Origin of the sequence: Pseudomonas sp. p99-361, from assembly GCF_003935475.1 — a bacterium.
GTDB lineage: Bacteria > Pseudomonadota > Gammaproteobacteria > Pseudomonadales > Pseudomonadaceae > Aquipseudomonas > Aquipseudomonas juntendi.
This window is the reverse complement of sequence record NZ_RHQO01000006.1, coordinates 49,579-66,290: the sequence shown is the minus strand read 5'-3', so window position 1 is coordinate 66,290 and position 16,712 is coordinate 49,579. Positions and strand designations below refer to the sequence as shown.

Below are 16,712 nucleotides of genomic sequence, written 5' to 3'. Positions count from 1 at the left end.
GCACCTTGGTCACGACCAGAACGCCGCCACGCGCGCAGCCAGCAAGAACTCATCGCCGCCTGGCTGGCTCTTGATGTGTTTGAGCTCCAGGTCCAGCAGCACGCCGGAGCGCTCGAGGTCGCGCATGAACTGGGCCAGTACGGCGCCGGAGGTGGCGAGCCCGGTCAACTCCAGGCGGCCGTTTTCCAGGCTGAGGCCCAGCAACTGCATGCCCAATGGCAGTGACCTTTCGAGGTCGGCGAATACGCCAGGCAGAACCCCTTGCTGAGCCTGCAGGCCCTCCAGCACCGCCAGGCGGCCGAGCAGTGCGGCATGCTGGGCACGCACATCAGCCAGTGGCTGAGCCTCCAGGCCCAGGGTTTCCAGGGCTGCCTGGCGCTGGGTGTTGGCCAACGCTTGTTGCTGGCCGCGCTGGCGTGCCTGTTGGTCGACCAGCGTCACGGCGCACAATGCCAGCAATGCGCCAGCCACCAGATGGCTGCGAAATCGGCGCATGGCCGCCTGGCGCTGGCGCTCGCGCCACGGCAGAAGGTTCAGCCGCATCATGGTCGCGCCCCTCCAAGCGCCAGGGCACTCGCCAGCAGCATCGGCCCATCGACCTGGGCAAGCCCGGCCAGCGCAGGCAGTTCTTGGCACGGCAGCGCCAGGCTTTGGCCCAGGGCCTGCAGCCAGCCCGGCTGCAGCGGCGACCAGTTGCTGACCCACAACCTGGCAGGCAAAAGCCCTTCGGCGAGCAGCGCAGGCAGCCGCTCGGGCAGTTGCGCGGCCATATCCCCGTCAGCTGCCCGCAGCTCCCGGCGCTGCAGCGCCCCGCCAGGCGCCCAGGCATGAACAGTCGCCCGGTGGGGCTCGATACGCAGCAACGCCGCCCCAGCCTGCTCACCCGCAGGCAGCATGCGGCGCAGGGCAATGCTGTCGACCTCGACCGCCTCCAGTTGCAGCCCCGCCTGCTGCACCAGCGCTTCGAGGGGTGCCAGTGCACTCTGCCGACAGGCTGCAACCAGCACCTCGCTGCAGGCTGGCTGAACACCTGAAGCCCCCAGGACCTGGAAGTCCAGGGCCAGGTCTTCCAGCGGGAACGGAAACAACCGTTCGGCATCCGCCAGCAACTGCGCCTCCAGTTGCTCCTCACCGGGCGCCAGTGGCAGGTGACACAGCTTGCAGATGACCTGGCTGGCGGGCAGCGCCAGGGCTAGCCGGCGCTCGCCGAGGCCGCTGCGCCGATGAGCGCGCTGCAATGCCGCCGAGACCTGCTCGGGCGCTGCTGCCCAGTCATTGCCTGCCCCGAGCTGCAGCGGCTCATGGGCCCAACCCAGCACCCGCCAGCCGCCTTTGCGCTGTTGCAGTTGCACCAGATGAATGGCGTGAGCGGTAATTTCCACCCCTACCAGTGAACCGGCATCCTTGCCGAAGCGTCCAAGCATTGCGAATTCCTTGCTGTATGTCGCGCCCCCGCGGCAACACTGGGCCGGGGCCACCCGTCAGGGCGACGGGCTGCCTGGCCGGTGGCCCGGAAAGGCGAAAAAATGCGTATAATGCCCAGCGTTTTTTGGTCCGCCGGACCTGCGTGCAATCCACTTTCAACCTGGACACCGAAAAGCCTTGATACGTCTGCTGAAGTTCTTCTGGTGGTCTTCCGTCGCAGTCATTTGCGCGCTCGTACTCGGTGTGAGCGGTGCGTTTCTGTATCTTAGTCCCAACCTGCCCTCGGTCGATTCGCTCAGAAGCATCCAGTTGCAGATCCCCCTCAAGGTGTACAGCAGCGATGGCAAGCTGATTGCCGAATTTGGCGAAATGCGCCGTTCGCCGATCCGTTTCGCAGACATTCCCCCACAGTTCATTCAGGCATTGCTGTCAGCCGAGGACGACAATTTCCTCAACCACTACGGCGTGGACCCCAGCAGCCTGATGCGCGCGGCCACCCAGCTGGTGAAAACCGGGCACATTCAGACCGGCGGCAGCACCATCACCATGCAGGTGGCCAAGAACTTCTTCCTGACCAGCGAGCGCAGCTTCTCGCGCAAGACCAACGAAATTCTGTTGGCCCTGCAGATCGAGCGGGAGCTGACCAAGGACGAGATTCTTGAGCTGTACGTGAACAAGATCTACCTCGGCAACCGCGCCTACGGTATCGACGCCGCGGCCCAGGTCTACTACGGCAAGTCGATCCGTGACGTGAGCCTGGCACAGATGGCGATGATCGCCGGCCTGCCCAAGGCGCCCTCGCGCTTCAACCCGCTGGCCAACCCGGTGCGCGCCAAAGAGCGTCGCGACTGGATCCTGGGCCGCATGTACAAGCTGGGCAAGATTGACCAGGCCAGCTACCAGGCCGCCCTGGACGAGCCACTCAACGCCAGCTACCACGTGCCGACGCCCGAGGTGAATGCACCGTACGTCGCGGAAATGGCTCGCGCGGAAATGGTTGGCCGCTACGGCAGCGACGCTTACACCGAAGGCTTCCGCGTTACCACCACCGTGCCCAGCGACATGCAGGAAATGGCCAACAAGGCCATCCTCAATGGCCTGTCCGATTATGACGAGCGCCACGGCTACCGCGGCCCTGAAGCCCGCTTCCCGGGGCGCACCGAGGCTGCCTGGCGCCAGGAACTGGGCAAGCAACGCACCTTGGGCGGGCTGGAGCCCGGCATCGTGACCCGGGTCGAAAAAACCGGCCTTGCGGTGCTGACCCGTGACGGCCAGCAGGTGCATGTGGCCTGGGACACCATGAAATGGGCGCGCCCGTTCATCAACAGCAACGCCCAGGGCCGCACCCCGCAATCGCCCGCCGATGTCGCCCAGGTCGGTGACCTGGTGCGCCTGCAACGCCTGGACGATGGCACCTTCAAGTTCAGCCAGGTGCCGGGGGCACAGAGTGCACTGGTCACCCTCGACCCTAACAGCGGCGCCATCCGCGCCTTGGTCGGCGGTTTCTCGTTCGAGCAGAGCAACTACAACCGGGCGATGCAGGCCAAACGCCAACCGGGCTCAAGCTTCAAGCCGTTCATCTACAGCGCTGCACTGGACAGTGGCTATACCGCCGCCAGCCTGGTCAACGACGCGCCGATCGTATTCGTAGACGAATCGGTCGATAAGGTGTGGCGACCGAAGAACGATACCAACACGTTCCTCGGCCCGATCCGCATGCGCGAAGCGCTGTACAAGTCGCGCAACCTGGTTTCGATCCGCTTGCTGCAGGCCATGGGCGTGGACCGCACCATCGACTACATCGCCAAGTTCGGCTTCAACAAGCAGGACCTGCCGCGCAACCTGTCGCTGGCCCTGGGTACCGCCACCCTGACGCCGATGGAAATCGCTACAGGCTGGAGCACCTTTGCCAACGGTGGCTACAAGATTGCCCCCTACCTGATCGACCGTATCGAGAGCCGCAGTGGCGAAACGCTGTTCACCGCCAACCCGGCTCGCGTACCCCAAGGTACTGAAGACCAGGCCGGCCTGGCCGCCCCCGAGCAGCCGATCAGCACCGCCAGCATGCCCGGCGAGGCACCGGCGGCCCCCGGCCAAACCCCTGCGGCAGCGCAGCCACCAGCGGTTGCCGAGCGCATCATCGACGGGCGTACCACCTATATTCTCACCAGCATGCTGCAGGACGTGATCAAGCGCGGCACCGGCCGCCGGGCGCTGGCTTTGAGCCGCACCGACCTGGCAGGCAAGACCGGTACCACCAACGAGTCCAAGGACGCCTGGTTCTCTGGCTACAACGCCGACTACGTGACCACCGTGTGGGTTGGCTTCGACCAGCCGGAAACCCTGGGCCACCGGGAGTACGGCGGCACGGCGGCGCTGCCGATCTGGATGAGCTTCATGGGTGCGGCACTCAAGGACAAGCCTGCACATGCGCCGGCCGAGCCAGAAGGCATTCTCAGCCTGCGCGTAGACCCCGTCAGCGGCCGGGCCGCTTCGCCGGGCACACCCAATGCCTACTTCGAGCTGTTCAAGGCCGAGGATTCGCCACCATCGGTGGACGAACTGGGCAATGGGGCCGTGCCGGGCAGCCCATTGCCAGCGGATGAAGCGACGCCGATGGATCTGTTCTGAGGCAGGGCGCGCGATCCGGGGCAGGTGCACGGCGGCGTTCGACCCTACGGGCGCCGACACTGTCGGCCCCTGCCCCTCACCTCTCGGCCCCGACGCATTCCCATCGCGCATAAAAAAGCCCCGGCTCGCAGGAGCCGGGGCTTTTTACTTCGCTACAACAGCAATCAGCCGTTGAACACGTCATCCACGCTCTTGAGCGGGTAGTGCTTTGGATACGGCAGGGTAGCAACGCCAGACTCGATGGCAGCCTTGGCCACGGCGTCGGAAACGACGGTGATCAGGCGGGCATCCAGGGGCTTCGGAATGATGTACTCACGGCCGAACTCCAGAGCTTGCACGCCGTAGGCATCGCACACTTCCTTGGGTACCGGCAGCTTGGCCAGGTCTTTCAGGGCGATGGCCGCAGCGATTTTCATTTCTTCGTTGATGCGCTTGGCGCGTACGTCCAGGGCACCACGGAAGATGAACGGGAAGCCCAGTACGTTGTTGACCTGGTTCGGGTAGTCCGAACGGCCGGTGGCCATGATCACGTCGCTGCGGGTGGCGTGAGCCAGCGCTGGCGAAATTTCCGGATCAGGGTTGGAGCAGGCGAACACGATCGGGTTGGCCGCCATCGACTTCAGGCCTTCCGCGCTCAGCAGGTTCGGGCCGGACAGGCCAACGAACACGTCGGCACCCTCCAGGGCGTCGGCCAGGGTGCGCTTGTCGGTCGCGTGGGCGAACTGGGCCTTGTACTGGTTCAGGTCGTCACGGCCAGCGTGGATTACGCCGCTGCGGTCGATCATGTAGATGTTCTCGACCTTGGCACCCATGCTCACCAGCAACTTCATGCAGGAGATGGCAGCTGCACCGGCACCCAGGCACACGATCTTGGCTTCTTCGAGCTTCTTGCCGGCGATTTCCAGGGCGTTGATCATGCCGGCCGCAGTAACGATGGCGGTACCGTGCTGGTCATCGTGGAACACCGGAATGTCGCACTGTTCGATCAGCGTGCGTTCGATCTCGAAGCACTCTGGCGCCTTGATATCTTCGAGGTTGATGCCACCGAAGGTGATCGAGATGCGGCGAACGGTGTCGATGAATGCTTGCGGGCTTTCCGATTCGACTTCGATGTCGAATACGTCGATACCTGCGAAACGCTTGAACAGAACGCCCTTGCCTTCCATGACCGGCTTGGAAGCCAGTGGGCCGAGGTCACCCAGACCGAGGATGGCAGTGCCATCGGAAATCACCGCAACCAGGTTGCCTTTGCCGGTGTATTTGTATGCCAGCTCTGGATCCCGGCCAATTTCACGCACCGGCTCGGCAACACCTGGGCTGTAGGCCAGGGCGAGGTCACGGGCAGTGGCAGTTGGCTTGGAAAGTTCGACGCTCAGTTTCCCCGGGCGAGGTTGAGCGTGATATTCGAGAGCGGCAGTTTTCAGGTCTGACATGGTGGGCATTCCGCTATTTACTGTTCTGACGGACCGCCGAGGATACGCAAAGAGCCGGGTAGTCACAAGACTGGTCGGTCACTTGTGTCAAGGCCTTTAGCCTACGACTTTCCGCTAAAACCCACGGGGGCATACGGCTAACAGTGTGTACAATCCAATAGCGAACTGTCTACATTTTTTAGCCAGAAGTACGCGCCAGCATGCTCGGGTCGGTCAGTGGCAATACCCAGCGCCGCTGCCCTGGCTTGAGGCCGCCCTTGCGGGAACGGTCCACCACCCAGCCACGCACCTCGACCTGGCGCCCTTTGAGGTTAGCGAAGAAACTGGCCGGGAAGTTGCGCTGCAGACGAGCGGAGACCTGCACCACCACGGCACGGTCAAGGTTCAACCAGACACCACCACGGTTGCGTTCGATGCTCATGATTCGGCCACTGAGCACAGCAAAACCAGGGTGCCTGATGGCATCTGCCGGCACCACGGGCGACTGCCGCCAAAGGCCGGCGCCGGCCTGGCGTGCGGCCTGCTCGGCGCGTTGCTGGCAGCCACTGAGGCGCACATTGGGGGCGACGGCCACCCGGTAGCCCAAGCCTTCACTGAGCAATTGTGCTTCGAGATTGTCGCCATTACGGCCATAAATGTGCGCCAGTGTGCGCCCATACTTGTCTTTGGCTTGCACACCGGGAACCAGCCCTACACGCCCGTCACTGGCCTTGACCAACGCCTGCAAGCGCCGCTTGGCAGCTTCGGCATAGGGCTCGCTGCTACGCCCCTTGCGACCGATCTCCGGGGTGTTGATGCCGATCAGCCGCACACTGCGGCCATCCACCAGACGCACCGTGTCGCCGTCGACCACCTGTCGCACTCGAACCTGCTCGGGTTTGACCGGCAGCGGGCAGAAGGCCAGGGCGGGCAAATGCCAGATCGCACCCACAAAAAAGGCGCCCACGAGGGGCGCCTTTTTCAGCAACAATGCGAAGCCCGAAGGACTCGCCATGCGCATGATTACTTCTTGGTACCGAACATACCGAAGCGGTCGGCGAACTTCTGTACGCGGCCACCGGTGTCCAGGACTTTCTGCTTACCGGTGTAGAACGGGTGGCACAGGTTGCAAACGTCGATCGACAGGGTGCTGCCCAGGGTCGAACGGGTTTCGAACTTGTTACCGCAGCTGCAGGTGACTGCAACAGCTTCGTAGTTCGGGTGGATACCTTCTTTCATGGTCACTTCCTCGAGCTGCGTGCCGCCACCCAACACCAATTGTTGAATACCGCACGTAATTAGGCGGCGAATAATACCAGAGCACACCGTCAGTGCAAGATGTCGCTTGCACCGACCGTCGTCTGCTAGGCTCGCCAGTTCTTGTAATGCCCTCCGAGACTTTCTGCGTGTCCGACGTCATCCTGCGCCTTGCCCTGCCCTCGCCGTTGCGGCGCCTGTTCGACTACAAGGCGCCAGCGAGCATGGCGCGCCAGGCCCTGGCCCCGGGCATGCGCATTCGCGTGCCCTTTGGCCGCCGCGAAATGATCGGCGTACTGGTCGAAGTGTGCGCGCAGAGCGAGGTGCCCGCCGACAAGCTGAAGCCGGCCAGCGCCTTGCTCGACCCGGTCTCCCCGATTCCGCCTTCGCTGTTCAAGCTGTGCCTGTGGACCGCGCAGTACTACCAGCACAGCCTGGGTGACACCTTGAGCTGGGCCTTGCCCACGCTACTGCGCCAGGGCGAGCCCGCAGAAATGCGCCAGGAGCGCTTCTGGCACATTGCCCCCGACGCCCGCCTGGACGACCCGCGCATCGCCCGGGCACCGCGCCAGCGCGATGCCCTCAAGACCCTGGCGCAGCACCCGCACGGGGTGGCGCACAGCCTGCTGGCCAAGCTCAACCTGAACAAGGACAGCCTCGACCTGCTGCTGGCCAAGGAACTGGTGCAGATCGAAGTCCGCCGCCAGAAGCCGGGCTTGCGCCACGAACACTGGCTGGCACAGCCGGAGCTGCCGCTCAATGACGAGCAACGCGATGCCTTCGAGGCGGTGTGCGAGGGCTTCGGCGGTTTTGCGGCCTTCCTGCTGGCCGGCGTGACCGGCAGCGGCAAGACCGAGGTCTACCTGCAGCTGATTCGCGAAACCCTCGAGGCCGGCAAGCAGGCGCTGGTACTGATCCCGGAGATCAACCTCGGCCCGCAAACCCTGGCGCGCTTCGAGCAACGCTTCAACGCCCGGATTGCCTTGCTGCATTCGGCGGTGAACGACCGGGACCGCCTGGACGCCTGGCTGGCGGCACGCGATGGCGAAGCCGACATTATCATCGGCACCCGTTCAGCGCTGTTCACGCCCATGAAAAACCCTGGCCTGATCATCATCGACGAAGAACACGACGGTTCTTATAAACAGCAGGAGGGCCTGCGCTACCATGCCCGCGACCTGGCGCTGGTGCGGGCGCACCAGGAGAACATTCCGATCCTGCTCGGCTCCGCCACGCCCTCGCTGGAAACCTTGCACAACGCCCTCACCGGCCGCTACCGCCTGTTGCGCATGAATCAGCGCGCGGGCGGCGCACGCCCACCGCGCATGCTGCGCCTGGATGTCAAAAGCCTGCCGCTGGACAGTGGCATCAGCGGTCCGCTGCAGCAGGCCATCCGCCTGACACTGGAAGCCGGCCAGCAAGTGCTGGTGTTCCTCAACCGCCGCGGCTTCGCCCCGACGCTGCTGTGCCACGATTGCGGCTGGCTGTCGGAATGCCCGCGCTGCGACGCGCGCATGACCGTGCACCAGCGCTCCGGGGTGTTGCGCTGCCACCACTGCGGCTATGACGAACGCCTGCCACACCAGTGCCCGCAGTGCGACCACGTCGACCTGCGCCCGGTCGGTGCGGGCACCGAACGCGCCGAAGAACGCCTGAAAGTGCTGTTCCCGGACTACCCGGTTCTGCGTGTGGACCGCGACAGCACGGCGCGCAAGGACGCCATGCACCAGCTGTTCAGTACCATCCAGAAAGGCCAGCCGAGCATCCTTGTCGGTACCCAGATGCTTGCCAAAGGGCACCATTTCCCGCGGGTAACCCTGGTGGCCATCCTCGACGCCGACGGGGGGCTTTTCTCGGGCGACTTCCGCGCCAGCGAGCGCATGGCGCAACTGATCGTGCAAGTCGCAGGGCGCGCCGGGCGTGCCGAGGAACCGGGCAAGGTCATCATCCAGACCCACCTGGCCGATCACCCGCTGCTGGTGCAACTGACCGAACAAGGCTACTTCGCCTTTGCCGAACAGGCCCTGGACGAACGCCGTGCCGCCGGGCTGCCGCCCTACTCGCACCTGGCCTTGCTGCGCGCAGAAGCGCACAAGCCGGGGCAGGCTGAAGGTTTCCTGGACGAGGCCTGCGCCGCCGCCGAGCGCCTGGTCGCCGAACAGCGGCTACCAGGCATCGAGCTGCTGGGCCCGGTTCCGGCCCCCATGGAGCGGCGCGCCGGGCGTTTCCGCGCGCAGTTGTTGATACAGGCCAACACCCGGGCGCCTTTGCATCGACTGATCAGTGCCTGGTTGCTAGTGTTGGAGCAGATGCCGAGCGGGCGCCAGGTCCGCTGGTCGCTGGATGTCGACCCGGTCGACCTTTATTGAGCTGCAAGCTGCAAGCTGCAAGCTGCAAGCTGCAAGCTGCAAGCTGCAAGCTGCAAGCTGCAAGCTGCAAGCTGCAAGCAAGAGCGGAACAGGGCCAGGCGGCGCAACCAAGCTTTTTCTTGCGACTTGCTACTTGCGACTTGCTACTCGCGCCTTCCAACGTGAAGCCCAAAGGTTGGCAACCCGCTCCCAGGCACGGATAATGCCCAGTTTTTCCACCTGCGCATCCAAGCGCTGCACCGCGCTTGCGGTCGAAAAGAGACCCCCATGAAAGACACCATTCGCCAGCTGATCCAGCAAGCCCTCACCCAACTCGTCACCGACGGTGTGCTGCCTGAAGGGCTGTCGCCGGCGATCCAGGTGGAAAACGCCCGGGACAAGACCCACGGCGACTTCGCCAGCAATATCGCGATGATGCTGGCCAAGCCGGCCGGCATGAAGCCGCGCGACCTGGCGGAAAAACTGATCAACGCCCTGCCGGCCAGCGCCGATATCAGCAAGGTCGAGATCGCAGGCCCTGGCTTCCTCAATTTCTTCCAGAATACCGACGCCCTGGCCAACCGCCTGGACGCTGCCCTGGCCGACGCCCACCTCGGCGCGCGCAAGGCCGGCCCGGCGCAAAAAGTGGTGGTCGACCTGTCGGCCCCCAACCTGGCCAAAGAGATGCACGTCGGCCACCTGCGCTCGACCATCATCGGTGACAGCGTGGCGCGGGTGCTGGAGTTCCTGGGCGACACCGTCATTCGCCAGAACCACGTAGGCGACTGGGGCACCCAGTTCGGCATGTTGATGGCCTACCTGCAGGAAAACCCGATCACCAGCGATGAGCTGTCGGACCTGGAAAACTTCTACCGCGCGGCCAAGCAGCGTTTCGACGAGTCCGAGGCATTCGCCACCCGTGCCCGCGGCCTGGTGGTCAAGCTGCAGGCCGGTGACCCGGAATGCCTGGCCCTGTGGACACGCTTCAAGGACATTTCGCTGTCGCACTGCCAAAAGACGTATGAACTGCTCAACGTCAAGCTGACCATGGCGGACGTGATGGGTGAAAGCGCCTACAACGACGACCTGGCCAATGTCGTGGCCGACCTCAAGGCCAAGGGCCTGCTGGTCGAAGACCAGGGCGCCCAGTGCGTGTTCCTCGACGAGTTCAAGAACAGCGACGGCGACCCGCTGCCAGTGATCGTGCAGAAGGCCGACGGCGGTTACCTGTACGCCACCACCGACCTGGCCGCCGTGCGCTACCGCAGCAATGTGCTCAAGGCCGACCGTGCCCTGTACTTCGTCGACCAGCGCCAGGCCCTGCACTTCAACCAGGTGTTCGAAGTGGCCCGCCGCGCAGGCTTCGTCGGCCACCCGATGCAAATGGAGCACATGGGCTTCGGCACCATGAACGGCGCCGATGGCCGCCCGTTCAAAACCCGCGACGGCGGCACCGTGAAGCTGATCGACCTGCTGACCGAGGCCAAGGAAAGGGCCTACGCGCTGGTCAAGGAAAAGAACCAGAGCCTGGCCGACGACGAACTGCGCCGCATCGGCGAAGTGGTGGGTATTGGCGCGGTGAAATACGCCGACCTGTCCAAACACCGCACCAGCGACTACAGCTTCAACTTCGAGCTGATGCTCAACTTCGAAGGCAATACCGCGCCTTACCTGCTGTACGCCTATACCCGTGTAGCTGGCGTGTTCCGCAAGCTGGGCAAGCGCTTTGACCAAGCCGATGGCAAGATCGTGCTGCAGGCCGCCCACGAGCAGGACCTGGCCGCACGCCTGGCGCAGTTTGGCGAAACCCTGAACAGCGTTGCCGAGAAAGGCACACCGCACGTACTGTGCAGCTACCTGTACGACCTCGCCGGCCTGTTCTCCAGCTTCTACGAGAACTGCCCGATCCTCGCCGCTGAAACTCCCGAGCAGCAACAGAGCCGCCTGCGCCTGGCCGCCCTGACTGGCCGCACCCTCAAACAAGGTCTGGAACTGCTCGGCCTGGAAACCCTGGAGCGCATGTAAGTTGGCTGCCAAGAAAAAACCCGCACCCAAACGCGGCGCCAGCCGCCAGACAGCGCCAGCCAAGCAGCCGATCCCCGGCTGGGTATGGCTGGCGGTCGGCCTGACCGTTGGCGCGTTCATCGTGTTCCTGATGAAGCTCGAACCCGGCGGCGATGACATCAAGCGGGCCAAACCCGACCAGCAGAAGGCCGACAAAGTGGCCGAAACCAGCAAGCCTGCCCAGGCCACACCGCAACAGCCGGTGAAACCGAAGTACGACTTCTACACCTTGCTGCCAGAGTCGGAAGTCATCGTGCCGCCAGAGGCCGTACCGGAGAAAACACCCCCGGTCCCGGCCCAGCCGGTCACACCGGTTACCCCCGCTGAAGCGGCGAAAATCGACACGGCGCGGGCCCAGGCAGCACTGCTTGGCCAAACCCCGCCTCCGGCCCCGCCAGTGATCAAGCCGGCAGCGACCACCCAGTACTTCCTGCAGGCGGGCTCGTTCCGCAAACAGGCCGACGCCGACAAGGTGCGGGCCCAGATCATTCTGCTGGGGCAGTCAGTGAAGGTGGAGTCGGGTACGGTCAAGGAAGAAACCTGGTACCGCGTGATGGTCGGCCCGTTCAGCAACCGCGAACAGCTGACCGGTGCGCAGAAACAGCTCGCCGGCGCTGGTTTTGCCAACCTGTTGCTGCAACAGCGCCAGACCCGCCAGTAACCTTTGAACGGGGCGCTGTGCGCCCCCCCGTCAGACTTGAGCCGCCCCGGTGCAGCGGCCTTGCCTAGCGACAGGGCTGCAAAGCAGCCCTTGCCCTCTCAGCCCCGCCCCGCGTTGCGCTCGGACACCTGGCTATTGAGTGTCCAGAAGTCGTACAACACCCCTACCAGGAACAGGCCACCGGTCAGGAAGTAGATGATCGCGGTCACCCACTTGCCCTGATACAGCCGGTGCAGGCCGAACACGCCGAGGAACGTCAGCAGGACCCAGGCGATGTTGTAGTCGATGCGCCCAGACTGGAACCTCAGGTCCGCCTCGCGGTCCATGGCCGGGATCAGAAACAGGTCGATCAGCCAGCCGATACCCAGCAGGCCGAAGGTGAAGAACCAGAGGGTGCCAGTTATCGGCTTGCCGTAGTAGAAACGATGCGACCCGGTGAAGCCGAAAATCCACAGCAGGTAGCCGATGGTCTTGCTGTGCGTGTCGTGGTAGGGCGTTCCCTGTTGATAACTGTTCATGCCTAGCCCTCGTGGGTTATGGAAAAATTTTCTAAGAAAAAATGTGACTTTTTTGTCACAGGCCGACGTATGGCACCCTGCCAATCGACCAACGGATCATAAATTGATCAAAAAGCTGTTATAAAGTTGCGCGCCCAACACATAACTATTCATAAGAGCTTCATCTATGCCGCCTTTACTCAAGACATGGCTGACCCTCTGCCTATTATTGCCCCTGGCCGCCCACGCCACCAATCGTGAGCAACGTCTTCCCAATGGCTTCACCGGCTACACCAGCAATGCCTCCGTGAGGCATGCAGCGGTCAAGCAGACTGCGCCCCATGCTCGCACTGTCAGCGCCGCCAGCACGCGCGGTGGCAAGGTGGCCGCGATGTCGCCCAAGCAGAGCAGCGATGTGCTCAGCCGCGCGGTCAATGTACTCGGTACCCCCTACGTTTGGGGTGGCAGCAGCCCGAAAAAGGGCTTTGACTGCAGTGGCCTGGTCAAGTACGCCTTCAACGACGTGGCCAACATAGACCTGCCACGCACCTCCAATGCCATGGCCCAGGGCCATGGGGTGAAAGTGGCCAAGGGCGAGTTGAAGCCAGGGGACCTGATCTTCTTCAACATCAAAAGCCGGCGCGTGAACCACGTGGCCATCTATCTGGGCAACGACCGTTTCATCCACGCGCCACGCCGCGGCAAGCGGGTGAGCATCGACAACCTGAGCAAACCTTACTGGCAGAAGCATTACGTGGTCGCCAAACGGGTGCTGCCGAAAGAGCAGCAGCTGAGCCTGGCCAAGCGCTAAGCTTTTTCCACCTGCAATGGCCCGATCGCCGGCAAGCCAGCTCCCCCACAAATCTGTAGAACTGTGGTGAACCTGTGGGAGATCACACAGCCCTACGGGCTGGGCTGTCGCACAGAGAACTCGATTCGTAACCGCGACGCGGCCTGTGTGGGAGCGGGCGTGCCCGCGAAGCAGGCGACGCGGTGGCAGGCACCGGCTATGCCGGTGTTCGCGGGCACGCCCGCTCCCACAAAGATCCCGCTAAATCAATAAGTTATGTACTGTTCTATGAGAGCTGGTTTGCTGGCGAGAGAGCCTGTAGAGGCACTATCAATCGTCAACCAGGCCCCTCTCTCGCAACCCACGCAATGCCCCTTCCATCGTCCGCATCCCTTGCGCACCACCCGCCTGCATCACCGAACACAACTGCGCCATCCGCCCCTCGCGCACCAGGTTGCGCACCGCCGGCGTCGCCACCAACACTTCCCGCGCTGCAACCCGCCCACCGCCCACGCGGCGTACCAGCACCTGCGCCACCACCATTTGCAACGACTCCGCCAGCATCGCCCGCACCAACGGCTTTTCATCGGCTGCAAATACCTCCACCAGCCGCTCGATGCTGCTGGCCGCCGAGCGCGCATGTACCGTCGCCAGCACCAGGTGCCCGGTCTCGGCCGCTTGCAAGGCCAGGCGAATGGTCTGCAGGTCGCGCAACTCGCCGATCATGATCACGTCCGGGTCCTGGCGCAGCGCGCTGCGTAGCCCCTGGGCAAAGCCGCTGCTGTGGCGGCCGACCTCGCGCTGGTTGACCAGGCTACGCTGGCTGCTGTGGATCACTTCAACAGGGTCTTCCAGGGTAATGATGTGCAGCGCCTGTTCGCGGTTCAGCTGGTCCAGCAACGTTGCCAGTGTGCTGGACTTGCCACTGCCGGTCGGCCCACCCACCAGCACCAGACCATCGCGGTACTGGACCACCGCCTGAAACACATCGGTCAGCGCTAGCTCATCCAGCGTGGCAATACGCCCTGGGATCAGGCGGAAGGTCGCCGCAGGCCCATTCAGCTGGCGAAACAGGTTCACGCGAAAGCGCCCTAGGGCAGGCAGCGCCAGCGCCAGGTCCAGTTCAGCCCCTTGCGCCCACTGCTCGCGCTGCGTGTCATCGAGCAGGGTTGCCATGCCCTCGACCAAGGTGCCCGCGGCGAGCGGCGGCATGGCCATGCGCTGCAGCTCACCGTCCAGGCGCAGCATGGGTGTCTGGCCGGCCGCCAGGTGCAGGTCCGAAGCCTGCACCGCCACGGCCCGTGCCAACAGGTCGGTCACATCCATGAGACTCCCCAAAGGCTTTCAAGTAGGTAGAATGCCGCAAACCCAACACTAGCCGGCCACCCTTCATGTCCACCCTAGCAGACAACCTTTCCGCGATTTCCGCCCGTATCGCCAGTGCTGCACAGGCAGCCGGGCGTGAGCCGGCCAGCGTCCAACTGCTGGCCGTGAGCAAGACCAAGCCAGCCGCTGCGATCCGCGAGCTGTACGCCGCTGGCGTGTGCGATTTCGGGGAAAATTACCTACAGGAAGCCCTGACAAAGCAGCAGGCACTCGGCGACTTGCCCTTGATCTGGCACTTCATTGGCCCCATTCAATCGAACAAGACCAAAGCCATTGCCGAGCATTTCGACTGGGTGCATTCCGTGGACCGCCTGAAAATCGCCCAACGCCTTTCAGAACAGCGCCCTGCCGGGCTGGCACCGCTGAACATCTGCCTGCAGGTGAACGTCAGTGGCGAAGACAGCAAGTCCGGCTGCGCCGCCGCCGAACTGCCGGCCTTGGCCAAGGCCGTGGCGGCCCTGCCCAACCTGCGCCTGCGCGGGCTGATGGCGATCCCCGAACCGACCGACGACCGCGCCGCTCAGGAGGCCGCCTTCGCCAGCCTGCGTAACCTGCTGGAACAGCAGCACCTGGGGCTGGACACCTTGTCCATGGGCATGAGCCACGACCTGGAAGCGGCCATTGCACAAGGTGCGACCTGGGTACGCATCGGTACCGCCCTGTTCGGCGCCCGCGCCCCACTCAACCCCGGCCAGGGCTGATTGCATGCTTTACTCACTCTTTTCCACAAGGACCTGACATGAGCAAGACTCGTATTGCCTTTATCGGCGCCGGCAACATGGCCGCCAGCCTGATCGGAGGTCTGCGTGCCCAGGGCCTGGACGCCTCGCAGATTCGCGCCAGCGATCCGGGCGCCGAGACCCGCAGCCGCATCCAGGCCGAACACGGCATCGAAACCTTCGAGGACAATGCCCAGGCCATCGACGGCGCCGACGTGATCGTGCTGGCGGTCAAGCCACAGGTCATGAAAGCGGTTTGCCAGGCCCTGCAACCCAGCCTGCGTGATGGCCAACTCATCGTTTCCATCGCTGCCGGCATCACCTGCGCCAGCCTGCAAAGCTGGGTGGGCGCGCGCCCCGTGGTGCGCTGCATGCCCAATACCCCCGCGCTCCTGCGCCAGGGCGTGAGCGGCCTGTACGCCACCGCCGAGGTGTCCGCCGCACAGCGCCAGCAGGCCGAGCAACTGCTGTCGGCGGTCGGCACGGCCCTGTGGCTTGAGCAGGAACAGCAACTGGACGCCGTGACCGCGGTTTCCGGCAGTGGCCCGGCCTACTTCTTCCTGCTGATCGAGGCCATGACTGCCGCAGGCGAAAAGCTTGGGCTGCCGCGTGAAACCGCCTCGCAACTGACCTTGCACACGGCCTTGGGCGCTGCACGCATGGCGGTCGCCAGCGATGTAGACGCCGCCGAACTGCGCCGCCGTGTCACCTCGCCCGCCGGCACCACTGAAGCGGCGATCAAGTCGTTCCAGGCCAGCGGCTTCGAGGCGATCGTCGAGCAGGCCCTGCAGGCTGCCGCGACACGCTCCGCCGAACTGGCCGAACAACTGGGCAAATAAGGAGTTATCGATGAATGCACTCTCCGGCGCCGCGATTTTCGTGGTGCAAACCTTGGTCAGCCTGTACCTGGTGATCGTGTTGCTGCGCTTCGTACTGCAGCTGGTCAAGGCCGATTTCTACAACCCGCTGTGCCAGTTCGCGGTGCGCGCCACCCAGCCGCTGCTCAAGCCGATCCGCCGCATCATCCCCAGCATTGGCGGCCTGGACACCTCGTCGCTGCTGCTGTCGGTGCTGATCCAGGCGCTGCTGATGGCCTTCGTGCTGATGGTCACCTATGGCACCTTCGGTGACGTCCTGCACCTGCTGATGTGGGCGATCATCGGCATTACCTCGCTGTTCCTGAAGATCTTCTGGGTGGCGATGATCGTGATGGTGATCGTTTCCTGGATTGCGCCCAACAGCCACAACCCCGCCGCCGAACTGGCCTACCAGATCAGCGAGCCGGTGCTGGCCCCCTTCCGCCGCATCGTGCCCAACCTGGGCGGCATGGACATTTCGCCGATCTTCGCCTTCCTGGCGATTCAGGTGATCCAGTCGTTCGTCATGCCGCCGCTGGCTGCCTATGCCGGCATGCCCCAGGAGCTATGGCGGATGATCTGACCCCGCATGCACCCAGCGGCAAGCCTTTGCTTGCCGCTGGGGGTAGCGCTCTTTAGACTTACGCCTCCGTCAAGCGTGAGCA

At 64.0% G+C, this 16,712-nt stretch carries 15 protein-coding genes; 8 read left to right on the top strand and 7 right to left on the bottom strand.

Features of this window, described 5'->3' with window-relative positions:
- Positions 1-9: 9 nt before the first annotated feature.
- Complete coding sequence (locus tag EGJ22_RS04715; RefSeq protein ID WP_029886150.1) at positions 10-546, bottom strand: PilN domain-containing protein; 537 nt, start codon at positions 544-546, stop codon at positions 10-12.
- Positions 543-1,424, bottom strand: a complete 882-nt coding sequence (gene pilM, locus EGJ22_RS04710) for a type IV pilus biogenesis protein PilM (RefSeq protein WP_029886151.1) — start codon at positions 1,422-1,424, stop codon at positions 543-545. Before pilM ends, EGJ22_RS04715 begins: the two co-directional genes overlap by 4 nt.
- Positions 1,425-1,602: 178 nt before the next feature.
- Between pilM and EGJ22_RS04705 the strand changes: the two genes are divergently transcribed.
- A complete protein-coding gene (locus EGJ22_RS04705) occupies positions 1,603-4,056 on the top strand; it encodes a penicillin-binding protein 1A (protein WP_029886152.1) in 2,454 nt (817 codons plus the stop codon).
- A 164-nt stretch (positions 4,057-4,220) separates the two neighbouring features.
- On the opposite strand, the gene EGJ22_RS04700 is transcribed toward EGJ22_RS04705, so the two are convergent.
- The 3 genes from EGJ22_RS04700 to rpmE form a co-directional block, all read right to left on the bottom strand.
- Positions 4,221-5,489 carry a malic enzyme-like NAD(P)-binding protein gene (locus EGJ22_RS04700; protein WP_009684943.1) on the bottom strand — a complete coding sequence of 423 codons (1,269 nt, stop codon included), beginning with the start codon at positions 5,487-5,489 and terminating at the stop codon, positions 4,221-4,223.
- Between the two features lie 178 nt (positions 5,490-5,667).
- Positions 5,668-6,489 carry a thermonuclease family protein gene (locus EGJ22_RS04695; RefSeq protein WP_029886153.1) on the bottom strand — a complete coding sequence of 274 codons (822 nt, stop codon included), beginning with the start codon at positions 6,487-6,489 and terminating at the stop codon, positions 5,668-5,670.
- A gap of 2 nt (positions 6,490-6,491) precedes the next feature.
- Complete coding sequence (gene rpmE, locus EGJ22_RS04690; RefSeq protein ID WP_009684941.1) at positions 6,492-6,707, bottom strand: 50S ribosomal protein L31; 216 nt, start codon at positions 6,705-6,707, stop codon at positions 6,492-6,494.
- A gap of 167 nt (positions 6,708-6,874) precedes the next feature.
- On the opposite strand from rpmE, the gene EGJ22_RS04685 reads away from it, so the two are divergent.
- The 3 genes from EGJ22_RS04685 (at position 6,875) to EGJ22_RS04670 (ending at position 11,798) form a co-directional block, all read left to right on the top strand.
- The gene (locus EGJ22_RS04685; protein WP_029886154.1) at positions 6,875-9,094 is read left to right on the top strand and encodes a primosomal protein N'; all 2,220 of its coding nucleotides are present in this window, start codon (positions 6,875-6,877) and stop codon (positions 9,092-9,094) included.
- Between the two features lie 267 nt (positions 9,095-9,361).
- Positions 9,362-11,098 (top strand): arginine--tRNA ligase, encoded by a 1,737-nt coding sequence (gene argS / locus EGJ22_RS04675; RefSeq protein WP_029886155.1) that lies wholly within the window; start codon positions 9,362-9,364, stop codon positions 11,096-11,098.
- 1 nt (position 11,099) lies between these two features.
- The gene (locus EGJ22_RS04670) at positions 11,100-11,798 is read left to right on the top strand and encodes an SPOR domain-containing protein (RefSeq protein ID WP_029886156.1); all 699 of its coding nucleotides are present in this window, start codon (positions 11,100-11,102) and stop codon (positions 11,796-11,798) included.
- 98 nt (positions 11,799-11,896) lie between these two features.
- Here EGJ22_RS04670 and EGJ22_RS04665 read toward each other — a convergent pair whose 3' ends face one another.
- Positions 11,897-12,316, bottom strand: a complete 420-nt coding sequence (locus EGJ22_RS04665; RefSeq protein WP_009684937.1) for an NINE protein — start codon at positions 12,314-12,316, stop codon at positions 11,897-11,899.
- A 166-nt stretch (positions 12,317-12,482) separates the two neighbouring features.
- Between EGJ22_RS04665 and EGJ22_RS04660 the strand changes: the two genes are divergently transcribed.
- Positions 12,483-13,106, top strand: coding sequence for a C40 family peptidase (locus EGJ22_RS04660; protein ID WP_029886157.1), 624 nt, complete (start codon positions 12,483-12,485; stop codon positions 13,104-13,106).
- A gap of 309 nt (positions 13,107-13,415) precedes the next feature.
- Here EGJ22_RS04660 and EGJ22_RS04650 read toward each other — a convergent pair whose 3' ends face one another.
- Positions 13,416-14,411, bottom strand: coding sequence for a type IV pilus twitching motility protein PilT (locus tag EGJ22_RS04650; protein WP_029886158.1), 996 nt, complete (start codon positions 14,409-14,411; stop codon positions 13,416-13,418).
- Positions 14,412-14,476: 65 nt separating this feature from the next.
- Between EGJ22_RS04650 and EGJ22_RS04645 the strand changes: the two genes are divergently transcribed.
- Genes EGJ22_RS04645 through EGJ22_RS04635 form a run of 3 tightly spaced genes read left to right on the top strand, consistent with a single transcriptional unit; the run spans position 14,477 to position 16,630 of the window.
- Positions 14,477-15,172: a YggS family pyridoxal phosphate-dependent enzyme gene (locus EGJ22_RS04645; protein WP_009684933.1), complete on the top strand. Its 696-nt coding sequence runs from the start codon at positions 14,477-14,479 to the stop codon at positions 15,170-15,172.
- Between the two features lie 38 nt (positions 15,173-15,210).
- Complete coding sequence (gene proC / locus EGJ22_RS04640; protein WP_029886159.1) at positions 15,211-16,029, top strand: pyrroline-5-carboxylate reductase; 819 nt, start codon at positions 15,211-15,213, stop codon at positions 16,027-16,029.
- Positions 16,030-16,039: 10 nt separating this feature from the next.
- Entirely contained in the window at positions 16,040-16,630 is a 591-nt protein-coding gene (locus tag EGJ22_RS04635; protein WP_029886160.1) for a YggT family protein, read from the top strand.
- Positions 16,631-16,712: the final 82 nt, after the last annotated feature.

Bases quoted from the DNA above. Each gene is read 5' to 3' on its own strand.
- EGJ22_RS04715 (WP_029886150.1), bottom strand. From the start codon at position 546: ATGATGCGGCTGAACCTTCTGCCGTGGCGCGAGCGCCAGCGCCAGGCG.
- pilM (WP_029886151.1), bottom strand. From the start codon at position 1,424: ATGCTTGGACGCTTCGGCAAGGATGCCGGTTCACTGGTAGGGGTGGAA.
- EGJ22_RS04700 (WP_009684943.1), bottom strand. From the start codon at position 5,489: ATGTCAGACCTGAAAACTGCCGCTCTCGAATATCACGCTCAACCTCGC.
- EGJ22_RS04695 (WP_029886153.1), bottom strand. From the start codon at position 6,489: ATGCGCATGGCGAGTCCTTCGGGCTTCGCATTGTTGCTGAAAAAGGCG.
- rpmE (WP_009684941.1), bottom strand. From the start codon at position 6,707: ATGAAAGAAGGTATCCACCCGAACTACGAAGCTGTTGCAGTCACCTGC.
- argS (WP_029886155.1), top strand. From the start codon at position 9,362: ATGAAAGACACCATTCGCCAGCTGATCCAGCAAGCCCTCACCCAACTC.
- EGJ22_RS04665 (WP_009684937.1), bottom strand. From the start codon at position 12,316: ATGAACAGTTATCAACAGGGAACGCCCTACCACGACACGCACAGCAAG.
- EGJ22_RS04660 (WP_029886157.1), top strand. From the start codon at position 12,483: ATGCCGCCTTTACTCAAGACATGGCTGACCCTCTGCCTATTATTGCCC.
- EGJ22_RS04650 (WP_029886158.1), bottom strand. From the start codon at position 14,411: ATGGATGTGACCGACCTGTTGGCACGGGCCGTGGCGGTGCAGGCTTCG.
- EGJ22_RS04645 (WP_009684933.1), top strand. From the start codon at position 14,477: ATGTCCACCCTAGCAGACAACCTTTCCGCGATTTCCGCCCGTATCGCC.
- proC (WP_029886159.1), top strand. From the start codon at position 15,211: ATGAGCAAGACTCGTATTGCCTTTATCGGCGCCGGCAACATGGCCGCC.
- EGJ22_RS04635 (WP_029886160.1), top strand. From the start codon at position 16,040: ATGAATGCACTCTCCGGCGCCGCGATTTTCGTGGTGCAAACCTTGGTC.